Below are 16269 nucleotides of genomic sequence, written 5' to 3'. Positions count from 1 at the left end.
CGATTTTAATATCCCTGCTTAAACACGTTGTTTTTAGCTAATAGGCTTAGAAAACCGCCATCTTAATTCGATGACGGTTTGTTAAGTTTTCAAACTATTTCAATATCAAGAAATCAAGGGGTTACTTCCAACCCGAAACCTCGGCAACGGCATCACCTAAATCTGCTGGCGAGCGAACTGTTCTCACTCCAGCAGCTTCTAGCGCCGCAAATTTTTCAGCTGCAGTTCCTTTACCACCAGAAATGATTGCACCTGCATGCCCCATGCGCTTACCTGGAGGCGCTGTAACACCAGCAATGTAGGAAACCACTGGTTTACTCACGTTAGATTTGATGTATTCTGCTGCTTCCTCCTCTGCAGAACCACCAATTTCACCTACCATAATGATTGCTTCTGTTTGTTCGTCTTTTTCAAACAGTTCTAGCGCGTCGATAAAACTTGTACCAGGAATGGGATCACCACCAATACCTATACAAGTACTTTGACCAAAGCCTTTATCTGTCGTTTGTTTAACCGCTTCATAGGTTAGCGTACCTGAACGTGAAACGATTCCAACTTTTCCAGGCATATGAATAGAACCAGGCATAATACCGATTTTACACTCACCGGGTGTGATGATTCCTGGACAATTTGGACCGATTAACCGTGCCTTGGTATTGTTTTCTAAATATACTTTTACTTTTAGCATATCAAGCACTGGTACACCTTCAGTAATACATACGATCAATTCAATACCGGCATCTGCAGCTTCCAATATTGAATCCATGCAAAAAGGAGCAGGAACATAGATCACTGACGCTTGAGCTCCTGTTTCTTCGACTGCTTCACGAACTGTGTTGAAAACAGGCAAACTTAAGTGCTGCTGCCCCCCTTTTCCTGGTGTAACTCCCCCAACCATTCGTGTGCCGTAGGCAATTGCCTGTTCAGAATGAAAAGTCCCTTGTTTACCAGTAAAACCCTGGCAAATAACCTTTGTGTTTTTATTTACTAATACGCTCATTGCTAGCCTCAAAATGAAGTTCTGGCTACCTACCTAAATCAAGCAGGCAGCACAATAGTAATAATTAGGGCTTAGGCGATAGCCGCCACGATTTTTTTCGCTGCGTCAGTCAAACTATCTGCGGCGATTACGTTCAAACCACTCTTATTTAGAATGTCTGCGCCTAATTTTGCGTTGTTACCTTCAAGACGCACTACCACGGGAACCGTCACATCTACCTCCCTAACCGCAGCAAGAATTCCATCAGCAATTAAGTCGCAGCGAACGATTCCACCAAAAATATTGACTAAAATGCCTCTCACTTTTTCGTCAGAGAGGATAATTTTAAATGCCTCTGTAACACGCTCTTTTGTTGCCCCGCCACCGACGTCTAAGAAATTCGCAGGCTCGCCCCCATGTAATTTGATAACGTCCATCGTTGCCATTGCAAGGCCAGCGCCATTCACTAAGCACCCAATAGAACCATCGAGAGGGATGTAGTTTAATTCCCAGTCGGTTGCACGATTTTCACGCTCATCTTCTTGAGTAGTATCACGCAATACTTTCAGTTTAGGCTGTCTATAGAGCGCATTGCCATCGATGTTTACCTTGCCATCAAGGCACAATAACTGCCCTTTTTTGGTCACCACAAGGGGATTAATCTCTAACAAACTCAGATCACATTCAACAAACATTTTCCCTAATGCCATCATTAAATGGGTAAACTGTTTAATCTGATCTTCGCTCAAGTCAAGTTTGAAACCAACCTCACGACATTGATAAGGCATAACACCAACTAAAGGATCGACCACGACTTGAAAGATTTTCTCCGGTGTTTCATGGGCAACTTTTTCAATTTCCACACCACCTTCAGTAGAAGCCATAATCACGACTCGGCGGCTTGAACGGTCAACCACGGCCCCGAGGTACAATTCACGGCCGATGTCACAAGTTTCTTCGATTAACACTTCATTAATGGGTTGCCCTTTCGCGTCAGTTTGATAAGTCACTAAACGCGTTCCTAATAAGGATTTGACTGTGTTTGCTAATTCATCTTTCGTTGAAACCAGCTTCACACCACCTGCTTTACCACGCCCGCCAGCGTGAACCTGAGCTTTTACTACCCATTTAGAAGTGTTCAGTTGCGAAGCAACTTGCAAGGCATCTTCAACGCTTTGAGCTACCTGGCCGCGTGGAATTGGCATGCCGTAGCTAGCAAATAACTCCTTAGCTTGATATTCATGTAAGTTCATTCTTTTACCCTTTAAAATAGCAAAACCCTGCGGGTACTTTCTCATACCCTCAAGACGGGTCGTGCGGTTAATCGTGATTAGTTAACGTCACCAAAGTTATTGCTGGATTGTAAAAGCCATAAAATTGACTAAACATCTTGTTTGATCTTGTAAAAGGTTCTTCCCCTCGATCGAACGCAGTTTTTCTCTTCTTTTTGCGCTTTTCGCCCCAAGCACACCTCTAGAACATTGCCTAAACGTTTAATAATAAGCGCGCAGGGTCTTCAAGTAACTCTTTGACACTTACTAAAAATTGTACTGATTCTTTACCATCGATTAAACGGTGATCATAGGACAAAGCAACATACATCATCGGACGGATAACGATTTGGCCTTTCTCTACGATGGGCCTATCCTCGATTTTATGCATACCTAAAATACCAGTTTGCGGTGGATTAATGATCGGTGTTGCCAACAATGAACCAAATACACCGCCATTAGTAATTGTAAATGTTCCACCTTGCATTTCTTCTATGGCTAATTTGCCTTGCCTTGCTCGAGTTGCAGTATCCTGGATGGCTTTTTCAATATCAGCAAGGCTCAATTGATCCGCATCTCTTACTACCGGTACAACTAAACCGCGTTCAGTAGATACTGCAATTCCAACATCATAGTACCCATGGTAAACAATATCCTGGCCATCAATGGAAGCATTCACTGCAGGGAAGCGTTTCAATGATTCAACAACCGCCTTAGTGAAAAAAGACATAAAGCCCAGCTTAACACCGTGTTTTTTCTCGAAAGTATCTTTGTATTGAGTGCGTAAATCCATAACAGCTTTTAGATTCACTTCATTAAACGTCGTTAGCATAGCTGCATTATGCTGTGCTTGAACAAGGCGTTCTGCAATTTTGGCGCGCAATCGAGACATTGGTACACGGCGTTCTTCGCGCGCTCCCAAAGCAACCGGCTCTTGTTTAAGTGCAGGCTTAGCAGATTTTTCCCGGCCGGATTCGATGAAAGTAATCACATCTTCCTTGGTGATGCGACCATCCTTACCTGAACCAGAAATCTGGCTTGCTTGCAACTCATTCTCTGCCAACATTCTTCTAACTGCTGGCCCCGTTGCTTTTTCTCCGGCTGCACTAATTTTCTCTTTGGTATCTTCTTTAGGTTCCGCTGCTTTTTCCTCTTTAGCTGCTGGTTGTTTTTCTTCTTTAACCGCCGCACCTTCCTCTATTCGGGCGAGTACTTCACTAGCCTGAACGGTATCACCTTCTTTAAACAAAATTTCCTTTAAGATCCCATCAGCTGGGGCTGGGACTTCCAAAACCACTTTATCTGTTTCTAAATCTAAAAGATTTTCATCACGTGTTACCTTATCACCAACTTTCTTATGCCAGCTGGCAATGGTAGCATCAGCGACTGACTCCGGTAGGACAGGTACTTTAACTTCAATAGACATAGTTATACCTTCTTCTTCTGTTATATGATTTAATCGTTAATCCAATAAAGCCTGCTCGACTAATGCCTGCTGTTGTTGCGCATGAAAGAGAGGACTTCCCACTGCAGGTGCAGCAGCAAACTCTCTTCCAGCATAACTTAAGGTCTGATCATCGCGTAAACATTCAATGATATTGTGCTGTGAAGAGAACCAAACGCCTTGGTTTTGCGGCTCTTCCTGACACCAAACGATTTGTTTAGCACGCGGATACTTCGCAATCTCCTGAGTCAGCATCTTTATCGGGAAAGGATACAGTTGCTCGATTCGTATAATAGCGACATGATTCAGTTTTTCGTCTTCACGGCGTCTTTGCAAAAGATCATAGTAAACTTTGCCGCAGCATAATACTATTTTTGTCACTTTGTCTGCATCCAAATTATCTATTTCCGGCAGAACAGTATGGAACTTTCCTTTAGTCAAAGTTTCAATGGGTGACACTGCTAGTTTATGACGCAGTAGACTTTTAGGTGTCATCACAATAAGCGGTTTGCGGAATTTACGTAGCATCTGTCGGCGCAGCAAGTGAAACATTTGCGCAGGGGTTGTTGGCGTACATACTTGAATATTATGTTGCGCACATAACTGCATGTATCGCTCAAGCCTTGCAGAGGAATGTTCCGGCCCCTGGCCTTCGTAACCATGAGGAAGGAGCATGACCAACCCGCATAAACGCCCCCACTTTTGTTCGCCTGAGCTAATAAATTGATCAATAACAACTTGCGCACCATTCGCAAAATCACCAAATTGTGCTTCCCATAACACTAATGAAGTTGGTTCTGAAGCAGCATAACCATACTCAAAAGCCAGCACAGCTTCTTCTGAAAGGACTGAGTCGATCACTGCAAAAGGCTTATACGGATCAGATACTGTCTTTTCCAGAGGGACATAAGTCTCTCCAGTGCTGTAATCGTGCAAAACAGCATGCCGGTGAGCAAAAGTACCACGACCAGAATCCTGGCCTGACAAGCGTACTCCGTAGCCCTCATCCAGCAAGCTTGCATATGCCATGATTTCCGCATAACCCCAATTCATAGGGACTTCACCCGCTGACATCTTTTCTCGTTCGGCGAGAACACGCTTTACTACTGGATGTGGTTCAAAACCATCTGGCAACATACTAAGCATCTTAGATAGCTTTTGTATGGTGCTCTTAGAGATCGTAGTATCGACTTTATCTGTCCATTTCGCATTAATGTAGGGTGTCCAATCAACAGAAATTTTACCTTCATAACCTCCATGAACAACATCAACTACTGCTTGTCCCTTATCTAATTTTTCTCGATAACCGTCAGTAAGTTTATCAACTTCTTCATTGTTAATGATGCCTTTTTCTATTAACTGTTTGGCATAGATTTCCCGAAGAGTCGGCATTGATTTAATTTTTTGATACATCGTTGGTTGAGTCACTGCAGGCTCATCAGCCTCATTATGGCCATGGCGGCGATAGCAAACCAGATCAATCACGATATCGCGTTTAAATTTCATTCTGAATTCAAACGCAATCTGAGTCGCAAAAACGACTGCTTCTGGATCGTCCCCGTTCACATGTAATACTGGCGCCTGCACCATTTTCGCAACATCAGTACAATACAAAGTTGATCGGGCATCAAGAGGATTTGATGTAGTAAAACCAATTTGGTTATTAATAACGATATGGATTGTACCACCTGTGCAATAGCCTCTCGCTTGAGAAAAATTGAAAGTCTCCATGACCACACCTTGACCCGCAAATGCAGCATCTCCATGGACAACTACAGGCACAACCTTATTTTTTTTCTCTAAATCGTGTTGGCGTCTAAGACGAGAACGAGCCGAACCCTCAACCACGGGACCTATAATCTCTAAGTGTGAAGGGTTAAACGCTAAGGCTAGATGGACGATTTCACCGTTCTCAGTGCGTAAATCTGAAGAAAAACCCATGTGATATTTCACGTCGCCTGTTCGATCGGATTTCACTTTGCCTTCAAATTCTTGGAATAATTCATCAGGTTCTTTGCCCAATACATTCACTAGTACATTTAGGCGGCCACGATGTGCCATGCCAATGACAATTTCTTTGACCTTATCTCTTCCGCCCATACGGATGATTTCTTTCATCATCGGAATAAACGCGTCTCCCCCTTCAAGAGAAAACCGTTTTTGTCCCACATAACGCGTACCCAAATAACGTTCGAGTCCATCTGCTGCAATCAAATCCTTAAGAATTTCTAATTTTTTTTTCGTATCGAATTGAGGGCGGCCTCGAGCCGTTTCCATTTTTTGCCGCAGCCATTCGGTTTCGGCATTATCCGAAATATGCATGTATTCAATACCGATACTGCCGCAATAGGTGTCACGCAGCGCTTGGAGTATCTCCCGAAGCGGCATCTCTCCGCCGTTAAAATACTGGCCTGCAAAGAAAGGGCGATCCATATCATTTTCAGAAAGGTGATGGTAAGCTAATTCCAGGCTTGGTACCTGTGTACGTTCCGCCATGTCAAGAGGATCAAGCTTAGCTGCGTGGTGTCCTTGTGAACGATAAGCATTAATCAGATGAGCGACTTGAAATTGTTTACTGTCTGCGCCAGCTACTGCGGGAGCACGTCTTCTGTCTGCACCCTCCAAAAAATGATCTCGGATTGCGCGATGAGATACCTCTTCAGCAGCCCCATCCAGTTTGGGCAAAGCATCAAATGCAGCCCGCCAGTCCTCAGGGACGGAATTTGGATCCGCTAGATAATCTTCATATAAACCATCGACATAAGCCATGCTTCCTCCGGACAAATAGGAAGAAGCCCATTCTTTTTGCAGGTCAGTACCGCTCATTGTTATTCTCTCCAAAGGGACACGTTCCGATACTTAAGATCGGAACGATAAAAAATCGCTATCAAGTTTCCTCTGTTAACATTTGCCTACGTATTTCAGCAATCGCTTTAGACGGATTGAGTCCCTTCGGGCAAACATCCGCACAATTCATAATTGTACGGCAACGAAATACACTGAAAGGATCTTGTAATTTATCCAAACGGTGTTTTGTAGCTGTGTCACGGCTGTCTGCCAAGAATCGTCGAGCTTGTAAGAGCCCCGCCGGTCCGACATATTTATCTGGATTCCACCAATAAGAAGGACAAGAACTCGTGCAGCATGCACACAAAATACATTCATACAAACCATCAAGCTGTGCACGTTCCTCTGGAGACTGTAGACGCTCGCGCGCAGGAGCCGGTGTATCATTTTGCAGATAAGGTTCAATGCGCTCATATTGTTGATAGAACTGGCTCATATCGACCACCAGGTCGCGGATAACCGGAAATCCAGGAAGAGGACGCAAGACAATCTTGTCGGTCTTCAGTTGGGAAATCTTGGTAATGCAAGCTAACCCATTGGTTCCATTTATATTCATCCCATCAGAACCGCACACACCCTCACGGCAGGAGCGTCTATAGGTGATAGTGGAATCTTGCTCTGCTTTCAGCCGCTCAAGCACCGGAAGCAGCATTGGGTCACTTTTAGCCGGAATTTCGATTTCATAATCCTGCATGAATGGTTTGTCATTCACTGCAGGGTTATAACGGTAAATTGACAGGCTCAGAGTTCTAGTATCAGCCACGGCATATCCTCTCTAGTAAACGCGTTCTTTTGGCTCAAATGGCGCGATGTGTTTGGGTGATGTATTCACAGGCCGATAGTCTATGGTATCACCTTGCTCAAAATACAGCGTATGTTTAATCCAATTCGCATCATCCCGATTAGGATAATCTTCCCGACTATGCGCTCCACGGCTTTCCGTGCGAGCAATCGCTGAATGGGCAGTAGCATAAGCTGTTGCCATCAAATTATCCAATTCTAAAGCTTCCACTAGTGCAGTATTAAATATTTTTGATTTATCCTGCAAATAAGCACTAGGTAAGCGCTGACGTAACGCTTCTAACCGGTGCAACCCTGAAGCCATGACCTCCCCAGTACGAAATACACCAAAGTCTTCTTGCATCACGCGCTGCATCTCATCGTGGATTACTGCAGGGCTTTCGCCTTCTTTTGAATCTATCCAGCGATGATAACGAGATAGAGCTGCATCAACATCATCGTCAGAAACGTAAGGCATTTCAGGCATTTGATCTGACTGCCATAACTCTTCCACATGAAGCCCAGCTGCCCTTCCAAAGACAACTAAATCCAGCAGCGAATTGCCGCCTAAACGGTTTGCCCCGTGTACGGATACACAAGCACACTCGCCTACCGCATATAACCCTTCAACGATATGATCTCGACCTTTTTTGTGAGTCACAACTTGGCCATGCATGTTTGTAGGGATTCCACCCATGCTGTAATGGCAAGTAGGAACCACCGGGATAGGTTCAACAATAGGATCTACCCCAGCAAATTTAATTGATAATTCTCTAATGCCTGGTAAGCGTGACTTAATCAAATCAGCACCCAAATGATCGAGCTTTAATTTAACATGGTCAACACCTTTGGGATCAAAGCCTTTCCCTGAACGGATTTCTAGAGCCATAGCGCGTGCTACGACGTCGCGCGAAGCCAAATCTTTAACGCGGGGAGCATACCGCTCCATAAATCGCTCGCCGTCTTTGTTGATGAGATACCCGCCTTCTCCGCGACAACCCTCAGTGACCAATACTCCGGCTCCAGCGATTCCTGTCGGATGAAATTGCCACATCTCCATATCTTGTAAGGGAATACCAGCACGTAAGGCCATTCCAAAACCATCCCCTGTATTAATCAGTGCATTCGTGGTTGATTGAAAAATGCGGCCCGCGCCACCAGTTGCTAAAATACATACTCGAGATTGATAAAAGACAATTTCACCTGTCTCAATAGACATAGCAGTTACCCCAGCTATGCGCCCCTGGGCATCTTTTACCAAATCAAGTGCATACCATTCACTAAACACATGCGTCTTGGCTTTTAGATTCTGCTGATAAAGTGTATGGAGTAGTGCATGTCCAGTTCGATCAGCCGCGGCACAGGTACGTGCTGCTTGTGCACCACCAAAATTTTTAGACTGGCCACCGAATTGGCGTTGATAAATTTTACCGTTGTCCATACGCGAAAACGGCAAGCCCATGTGTTCTAATTCATAGACAGCCTCTGGGCCTGTTTTGCAAAGGTACTCAATACAGTCTTGGTCACCAATATAATCCGCCCCTTTAACTGTATCGTACATGTGCCAGCGCCAATCATCCTCATCTGCATTGCCCAATGCTGCTGTAATTCCTCCTTGTGCAGAAACAGTATGTGAACGGGTAGGAAATACTTTCGATAATAAGGCGACTTTTAAGCCTGAGTTGGCCATTTGTAGGGCAGCTCTCATCCCCGCGCCACCTGCACCAATAATTACTGCGTCAAATTTGTTTCGTGCAATTGCCATGCTCATCGTCCCCATACAATCATTATGCCCCAAATAAATTGCCCAAGCAGCCATAACATAACCAAAGACTGCACAGCAAGCCTAATAGCGGTACATTTCAGATAATCAGTCGTGACAGTCCAGACCCCAATCCAGGCATGTAAGCTCAAGGCAAACAAGGCGATTATAGTGGCTATTTGAAACCAAGCATTATGAAATAGAACATACCACTGCATATAGTTTGCTGGTGGGCTAAACAGCAAATAAACCAACATGAAGATTGCGTAAACCATAAAATAGACGGCAGTTAATCGCTGGATTAACCAATCTTTCAGACCATTACCTGTTAAACTTGTGACGTTAGTTACCATATCCAAATTCCCAGAAAAATTGTCAGAATCACAGCTAAAGCAATAACCCAGATGGCTGTCTGACGCCCTGCCTTAACTCCTTCACCAAAACCCAAATCATTAATCATGTGGCGGATACCAGCAAGTAAATGGTAAACAAGAGCGGCACTGAACGCCCAGAGGAGCAATTTATGAAATGGACTTTGCAAGAGAACTTGCATTTGCATGAACGATACAGCACTGCCAAGTGATTTACTGAGCAAATAAAGAATAAAAGGCAGTAATAAGAATAAAACAAGCCCTGATATACGATGTAAGATCGAGGCAATGGCCATAACTGGAAACCTTATAGTCCCCAGATCAAGATTAACTGGTCTTTTTTGATTCACTGTCAAAATCTTCCTTAAAAGAAAATATTATACCTTTCCGGACTGACAAGGCGGTTTTTTAAGACAAAGCCAATTTTGCCAAGTATTTTTGAAAAATGCGAGTCATAGACAACTTAATTATGACTAGTTTTCAAAAATGTCAACAAATTGCATAACCTAGCCTGAATTCAGTCATTGATGAATACCGCATAAAGAGCGTAAAAAAAACAAAACACCTGTGCAGTATAACACTCTGTTTTTTTGGCGCAAAGGATCAAAATTCATTGGTTTGATCCCTTCAGTTCGCTATCCCACTCAACCCATACTATTCTTTTACTAGAGAGGTAATAAGGACATACCCATGCTTGTTAAGCGCCCAATCTATAATCCACGACTTGAGTGTGTGGGCATAGAAATCATCGCCAATCGACATGCGAAGGAGCATCAACAGTTATTTGATCATTTTTCAGCGCTATTGCGCAATATTGAAGAGCACTTCCCACTTTTCATCCCCTATGCCTTTCAATTTTTAATTGAGCAACACCAACCCCCTATCAAGAACCTTATCATATTAAAGCTTCACGCAGCGGATATTAATCAATTGTGCCCTCAAGATGAACTAGAAGCTTCTAAATACCCTATCGCCTTGCTTATCGATAATCCCCAGCAACTTGCTTGGTTAAATTTTGCAGACTACATAGCCCTGACTGAGCACTTGATGTCGGCGGCGGATGTCACTCGGGTAGTGCAATACAGCCAAGCAAGAGAGCGAAAGGTAATCGCTTATGACATTAGTTCCCCCGTTAACTTTGATCGATGCAAAGCCATGTCAATGGACTATTATTGTGGGGATTTTCTTTTTCAACCCAAACAACACGCGCCTGAAACAATTGCCGCCAATAAATTAAATTTATTGGAATTAATCTCTAAACTACAACTTCCTGATACAGATCTAGAAAGTGTGGCTAACCTCATTCAAGCTGATCCCATGTTAAGTTACCGGCTGCTCAGTATTGCAAATTCAGTTGCTTTTTCGGGTTTTCAAGCAATCGAATCGATTCAGCAAGCGGTGATCCGGTTAGGAATTTTAAATCTGAAAAACTGGGTGATGGTGCTATCAATGACAAAGGTATCCAATAAACCAGCAGAACTCGTTGAATCGGGGCTTATTCGTGCGCAAATGGCGCAAAGAATTGCTGAAAATCAACCAGACATCTGCCCAAACAGTGCTTACACCGTTGGACTCCTCTCGGTTTTAGACAGCCTAATGGATGCCCCTATGGCAGAGTTGATTGATAAAATTACGCTGACTGATGAGATTAAAGCAGCACTGCTTTCCCATGAAGGCAAACTCGGCGAATTACTTTCTGTGGTTATTGCCTACGAGAAGGGGAATGTCGATGAGCAACGAGAAGCTACCTATTTAGACTTGGATTTAAATAAGATCTATATTGATTGCCTTGATCAAATTACTCAGAGCAAGAAAGCAATGCACGAGACAAATTAAATGGAGCAGCTCCTCTCTCTAGCGAGAGAAACTTGGGGCCACTGCCACGAGACGGGTTTCCCGAGGCGCAGGGGGTGGGTAACCATATCCCTTGTCGGCCAATCGTTTCACTATTCGTAGGTAATTCTCACCCCATTCACCTGGATCGAAATTCGTTACAACCACATTGTGGGCTAAGTTAATGACCGATTCGAAGGCCTTGCGTTGAGCAATAATATGCCCACCAAAGGCAACCTGTACTTCCGTTTCTTCATCAATGCCACCCGATTTTAGCCGTTCGATCAACAAATAAATCATTTTCTCGATGGTATTGAAAAGTTTACACATTGACATCCCACCCGTGTACATGTCTTCACTTTTAGAGGTAGTTAATTTAAATCCATGATCATGGATGTTATAAACAAACTCCCTTTCATTAGTGCCCGAGACAATTTCAGGTTCAATGATAATAGGTGGTGCAACTGGAGGTATCGAAGGACTGACTACATACAACTCGAAGTTAGCCCAATGCCACCACAATTGGTAGACACGCTCAACTATCGCAACAGGATCGCTGTCGATGTCGACTTCTAGACGGGCTTCAGGAATTTCGCTCACAACATCTGCCATATCAATACCTGCAATCAGCTTTTATACTATCTTAGCGCAAATTAGGTATCTGAGCACGGGCTTAAAACATCAAGAAATTGTAAAAAATGATTAACTTTGTGCCATTTGCCAGTTAAAATAACGATTTTATCAAATAGACTCCACCACTTGATAATAAATCGGAGGCTGTGCCTTACATTTAAAGCAGCTGCTTTGACAAACTGATTTTTCCTGGCAGCATGCGATTACGCCCTTGCGAAGCCAAAGATCCAACATGGGTTGTAACGCCTGAAGATCAATTTGAAACTCTCTGGCAATCTGCTGATTGCTTGCCACTCGTTGGCGACTTAAATAATCACGAATTTGTAACAGCATGAGCTCCTCCTAAATCCAGTGTTCTGTTACGCAACAATCCAAAAGCAATGCCGACCAAAAACAGCATCACCAGTATCCAGGTTATTGATTGCTGCGGGTGGGCAGAAAATGTCGCTATTTGATAAAATAATACGGCTGTGGCATAGGCAATAATAAATGACCAAATAATAGAAAACCACATGAGTTTGCGATTTGCTTCTTGGCGAATTACGGCCATTGTTGAAACACACGGAATATACAGCAAAACAAAGAGTAAGTACGCGTAAGCCCCCACCTTTCCATCAAAACGTTGAACCATCATGCCATAGACAGATTGAGAAAGCTCACTATCTGGGGCACTAGCGATAATTGGATTGACTAATGCTTCTCCTAATTGAGCAAGATTCTGGGGAATTGACCACAGAGCCGCTTGTAAAGAACCCCAAAAATCAAAATGAGCCATAGTCCCTTGTCCCACATGTCCAATTTGCGCATAAAGAGAATTCAAAGACCCAACAACTACCTCTTTAGCCAACATGCCTGTTAATAGACCAACAGTTGCTGGCCAGTTATCCTGATGTAAACCCATAGGTGCGAAAATGGGTGTTAACCACTGGCCTAATAAGGATAATAGAGAGTGGCTGTTAGCTTCACTTGCACTTACTCCTCCATCAACAGTTAACGCATTTAAGCCGCCTAAGATGACACATATTGGAATGATCAGGCGTCCGGCACGAAAAACAAAATGGCGCAGGCGCAAAGCGGTTTCTTTGACTAACCGCTTTAACGCAGGTCTATGGTAAGCGGGCAACTCCAGAATTAATGGTGAAGCTTGACCACGTAAGCTGGTCTTTCGTAAAACAAATCCCGTCAATACCGCCATGAGGATACCGATTAAATAAAGCGAAAAAACAATATTCTGGCCTCCAGTTGGGAAAAAAGCAGCCACAAACACAGCATAAATAGCCAAACGAGCACTACAAGACATGAACGGACTCATTAATACAGTAAGCAGCCTATCTCTTTCCGAATCTAGTGTACGCGCAGCCATAATTGCAGGGACATTGCAGCCGAAACCAACAATCATTGGCACAAACGATTTTCCTGGTAAACCCATAGCGCGCATGGCTTTATCAACAACAAAAGCGGCTCGCGCCATATAGCCAGATGCTTCGAGTAACGATAAAAAGAAAAACATCGACGCAATGACCGGAATGAAAGTCAAGGTCGTATTAATTCCCTTACCAACACCATTAGCAATTAATGCAATAAGCCAATCGGGTGTCTGGAAATAGGCTAACAACTTAGCACTCCCTTGAACAAAGATGGCATCAGTACTGATATCAAAAAAATCCTGAAAAGCGCCGCCAATGTTAATTGCAAACAAAAACATGAGGTACATCATGGCAAAGAAGATGGGAAAAGCCCAATAGCGATGCAAAACAATTCGATCCAATTTTGCAGTAAAATGCTCACTTGCATCACTTTGTTTTTGCTGCACATTTTTTACAATTTGATGTATTTTTTGATAGCGCGCATCCGCAAGAATAATATCGAGATCGTTTTCATCAATTTCAATTTTATCGTTGTTGCCCAAGAGTTCGTTGAGTAACTCCCGATCCCCCTCTATGATGCGTCGCGCATAGTAACTCGTATAATGCGAATCGATATTCTGGGCAAGCAGTTGTTGTTCTAAATGGGTTATGGATTTTTTGATTGATGCAGGTAGGTTTAAATTAAGCGGTTTCGCACCTTGAACAGGGTTAAGAATTTTTTGCCGTAACTCTGCAAACCCAACTTGCTTGTGAGCTTGGATCCCGAGCACAGGGGTATTTAACTCAGTTGATAACCTTTTAGTATCAATCTTTATGCCCCGCTGCCCTGCGATATCCATCATATTAAGCAGAATAATCACAGGCTTGCCTAACTCAAGAAGTTGACTAGTCAGGTACAAATGCCGTTCTAGATGACAAGCGTCGACCACATTGACAATGAGGTCTGCGTCAAGGCTGATAATCGCCTTGGCTGCGATTTGTTCATCTAGGCTTGAGCTTTGCCCAGAAGAAGCTAAAGAATAAATGCCTGGGAGATCAGTTACCTGTATTGTTTGCCCCTCTAAGGAAAAACTGCCAGTTTTCTTTTCAACGGTTACTCCTGGCCAGTTCCCAACTCGCTGGTTTGAACCGGTAAGTGCATTGAATAAAGTGGTTTTGCCGCAGTTTGGGTTACCCACTAATAAAAGCTGCGTCATATCCTTTCCCACTCCAGTAAGCCAGCTTCTTCTTTCCGCAAAGTCAATGAAGTGCCTCGTACTTCTACTTGAACAGGGCATCCTAAAGGCGCTACTCTTACGATTAATAATTCCACACCTCTTGTAATACCGAGAGATAATAACCGTCTTCGGTAGAGTAAATCAGTTCGACCAAAATCAACCAATCGTACTCGATCGCCCTTAACTAGTTCAGTAATTCGCATGATATCCAATCACAAAAGACAGATAGATTAAGTTTAACACAAATGATATCGATAATCATTCTCAATTTAGAAAAAATATGGCCATTCGATACTATCCCCCAATGAAATCATTATTTAAACTTTTCCTACAAGCCGCAGCTTGTCCCTTTGAATTTCCACAAAATTTGAACAACTCACATACGATAGCGTACTCATAGTTCAAATTCTGTGGGGAAGACAAAAGCAATAATAAACCCCACATTCCGCAGTAGAGTTTATTTTTGCTTATAAAGAGGCAAAAGCAATTCGAGCAGCGGAGAATCACTTTTAAGGAAGCATAAATAAAAAAACTACTGCAGAATGTAGGTTAAACATTCTCCTTGAACTTAATCGCTTCCTCTGAACCGGCTGTTGTATTTCCAGCGGTATAAGAGTGGGCGCCTGTCCCTGCAAGTTTCCCTTGATTAACAATCAAATAGACATCGCGAATAGGTCGACCCTCAAACCAACATTCTAATATTTCACGCGTACCTGCAGCATAACGCGCTTGTGCTGAAAGTGAAGTACCAGAAATATGTGGAGTCATTCCATGGTGCGGCATTGTCCGCCAAGGGTGATCTTTGGGAGCAGGTTGGGGAAACCAAACATCCCCTGCATATCCTGCAAGTTGGCCATTTTCACAGGCTCTGACTACCGCCTCACGATTACAAATTTTGCCACGTGCTGTGTTAATCAGGTAAGCACCTCGTTTCATTTTGCTAATCAATTGCTCATCAAACAGATTATCGGTTTCTGGGGTAAGTGGACAATGAATCGAGACTACATCACAAACACGCACTAAAGACTCCACATTGTCATGGAAAACAAGACCCAATTCCTTCTCAATCGTTTCAGGCAAGCGATGCTTATCTGTATAATGTAGTTTTACATCAAAGGGTTTTAGGCGTCTTAATACAGCCAAAGCAATTCGGCCTCCAGCAACAGTGCCAACCGTCATCCCTTCAAGATCATAAGATCGACTTGCGCAGTCAGCAATATTCCATCCTCTATCCACTACCCATTGGTGCGCGGGAAGATAGTTTCTCACTAGAGCCAAAATCATCATCACCACATGCTCAGCAACACTAATGCTATTGGAATAAGTGATTTCAGCAACCGTAATATTTTTATCAATGGCAGCTTGCAAATCCACATGATCTGATCCGATCCCTGCAGTAATGACTAATTTTAAGCTCTTTGCCTTGGCAAGGCGCTCTGCAGTCAAATATGCGGGCCAAAAAGGCTGTGAAATCACAACATCAGCATCAACTAATTCTTTTTCAAAAACCGAATTTGGGCCATCTTTATCTGAAGTCACGATAAAACGATGACCTCCATCCTCAAGAAACTTACGTAAACCCAACGCTCCGGATACGCTACCTAGTAGCTCGCCTGGTTTAAAATCAATCGTTTTGGGTGTCGGCAGGGTTTGACCATCGGGATAGCGTTCAATTTTAGGCAGATCATCTCGTGCGTAAATGCTTGGATAACCCTCGACCGGATCATCATAGAGAACACAAAGAACTTTAGCCATATTTTTTTCC

The 16269-nt window shown here is 43.4% G+C and carries 14 protein-coding genes; 1 reads left to right on the top strand and 13 read right to left on the bottom strand.

The window, feature by feature from the left end; translation table 11 throughout:
- Positions 1 to 121 precede the first annotated feature (121 nt).
- The 8 genes from sucD to sdhC all read right to left on the bottom strand — a co-directional run bounded on the left by sucD (position 122) and on the right by sdhC (position 9804).
- Positions 122 to 1000: a succinate--CoA ligase subunit alpha gene (gene sucD / locus LMI_RS01345; protein ID WP_045098203.1), complete on the bottom strand. Its 879-nt coding sequence runs from the start codon at positions 998 to 1000 to the stop codon at positions 122 to 124.
- Positions 1001 to 1071: 71 nt separating this feature from the next.
- A complete protein-coding gene (gene sucC / locus LMI_RS01340) occupies positions 1072 to 2277 on the bottom strand; it encodes an ADP-forming succinate--CoA ligase subunit beta (protein ID WP_256324284.1) in 1206 nt (401 codons plus the stop codon).
- A gap of 187 nt (positions 2278 to 2464) precedes the next feature.
- Entirely contained in the window at positions 2465 to 3676 is a 1212-nt protein-coding gene (gene odhB / locus LMI_RS01335; protein ID WP_045098201.1) for a 2-oxoglutarate dehydrogenase complex dihydrolipoyllysine-residue succinyltransferase, read from the bottom strand.
- Between the two features lie 36 nt (positions 3677 to 3712).
- Positions 3713 to 6520 (bottom strand): 2-oxoglutarate dehydrogenase E1 component, encoded by a 2808-nt coding sequence (locus LMI_RS01330; RefSeq protein ID WP_045098200.1) that lies wholly within the window; start codon positions 6518 to 6520, stop codon positions 3713 to 3715.
- A 61-nt stretch (positions 6521 to 6581) separates the two neighbouring features.
- Positions 6582 to 7304, bottom strand: a complete 723-nt coding sequence (locus LMI_RS01325) for a succinate dehydrogenase iron-sulfur subunit (protein WP_045098199.1) — start codon at positions 7302 to 7304, stop codon at positions 6582 to 6584.
- Between the two features lie 12 nt (positions 7305 to 7316).
- Positions 7317 to 9086, bottom strand: a complete 1770-nt coding sequence (gene sdhA / locus LMI_RS01320) for a succinate dehydrogenase flavoprotein subunit (protein ID WP_045098198.1) — start codon at positions 9084 to 9086, stop codon at positions 7317 to 7319.
- A gap of 2 nt (positions 9087 to 9088) precedes the next feature.
- Complete coding sequence (gene sdhD / locus LMI_RS01315) at positions 9089 to 9436, bottom strand: succinate dehydrogenase, hydrophobic membrane anchor protein (protein WP_045098197.1); 348 nt, start codon at positions 9434 to 9436, stop codon at positions 9089 to 9091.
- Positions 9430 to 9804 carry a succinate dehydrogenase, cytochrome b556 subunit gene (gene sdhC, locus LMI_RS01310; protein ID WP_045098196.1) on the bottom strand — a complete coding sequence of 125 codons (375 nt, stop codon included), beginning with the start codon at positions 9802 to 9804 and terminating at the stop codon, positions 9430 to 9432. The genes sdhD and sdhC overlap by 7 nt, the downstream gene beginning before the upstream one ends.
- A gap of 340 nt (positions 9805 to 10144) precedes the next feature.
- On the opposite strand from sdhC, the gene LMI_RS01305 reads away from it, so the two are divergent.
- Positions 10145 to 11290 (top strand): EAL and HDOD domain-containing protein, encoded by a 1146-nt coding sequence (locus LMI_RS01305; protein ID WP_045098195.1) that lies wholly within the window; start codon positions 10145 to 10147, stop codon positions 11288 to 11290.
- Positions 11291 to 11308: 18 nt separating this feature from the next.
- Here LMI_RS01305 and LMI_RS01300 read toward each other — a convergent pair whose 3' ends face one another.
- The 5 genes from LMI_RS01300 to LMI_RS01280 form a co-directional block, all read right to left on the bottom strand.
- Positions 11309 to 11899, bottom strand: coding sequence for a hypothetical protein (locus tag LMI_RS01300; RefSeq protein WP_045098194.1), 591 nt, complete (start codon positions 11897 to 11899; stop codon positions 11309 to 11311).
- Positions 11900 to 12028: 129 nt separating this feature from the next.
- Positions 12029 to 12253, bottom strand: a complete 225-nt coding sequence (locus LMI_RS01295; RefSeq protein ID WP_045098193.1) for a FeoC-like transcriptional regulator — start codon at positions 12251 to 12253, stop codon at positions 12029 to 12031.
- Positions 12234 to 14483, bottom strand: a complete 2250-nt coding sequence (gene feoB, locus LMI_RS01290; protein WP_045098192.1) for a Fe(2+) transporter permease subunit FeoB — start codon at positions 14481 to 14483, stop codon at positions 12234 to 12236. The genes LMI_RS01295 and feoB overlap by 20 nt, the downstream gene beginning before the upstream one ends.
- Positions 14480 to 14707 (bottom strand): FeoA family protein, encoded by a 228-nt coding sequence (locus tag LMI_RS01285; RefSeq protein WP_045098191.1) that lies wholly within the window; start codon positions 14705 to 14707, stop codon positions 14480 to 14482. The genes feoB and LMI_RS01285 overlap by 4 nt, the downstream gene beginning before the upstream one ends.
- Before the next feature lie 346 nt (positions 14708 to 15053).
- A complete protein-coding gene (locus LMI_RS01280; protein WP_045098190.1) occupies positions 15054 to 16259 on the bottom strand; it encodes an NAD-dependent formate dehydrogenase in 1206 nt (401 codons plus the stop codon).
- Between the last annotated feature and the right edge of the window lie 10 nt (positions 16260 to 16269).

This window comes from Legionella micdadei (genome assembly GCF_000953635.1).
Lineage (GTDB): Bacteria > Pseudomonadota > Gammaproteobacteria > Legionellales > Legionellaceae > Tatlockia > Tatlockia micdadei.
The sequence above is the reverse complement of the archived record's forward strand: the minus strand, read 5'-3'. Positions and strand labels throughout refer to the sequence as shown.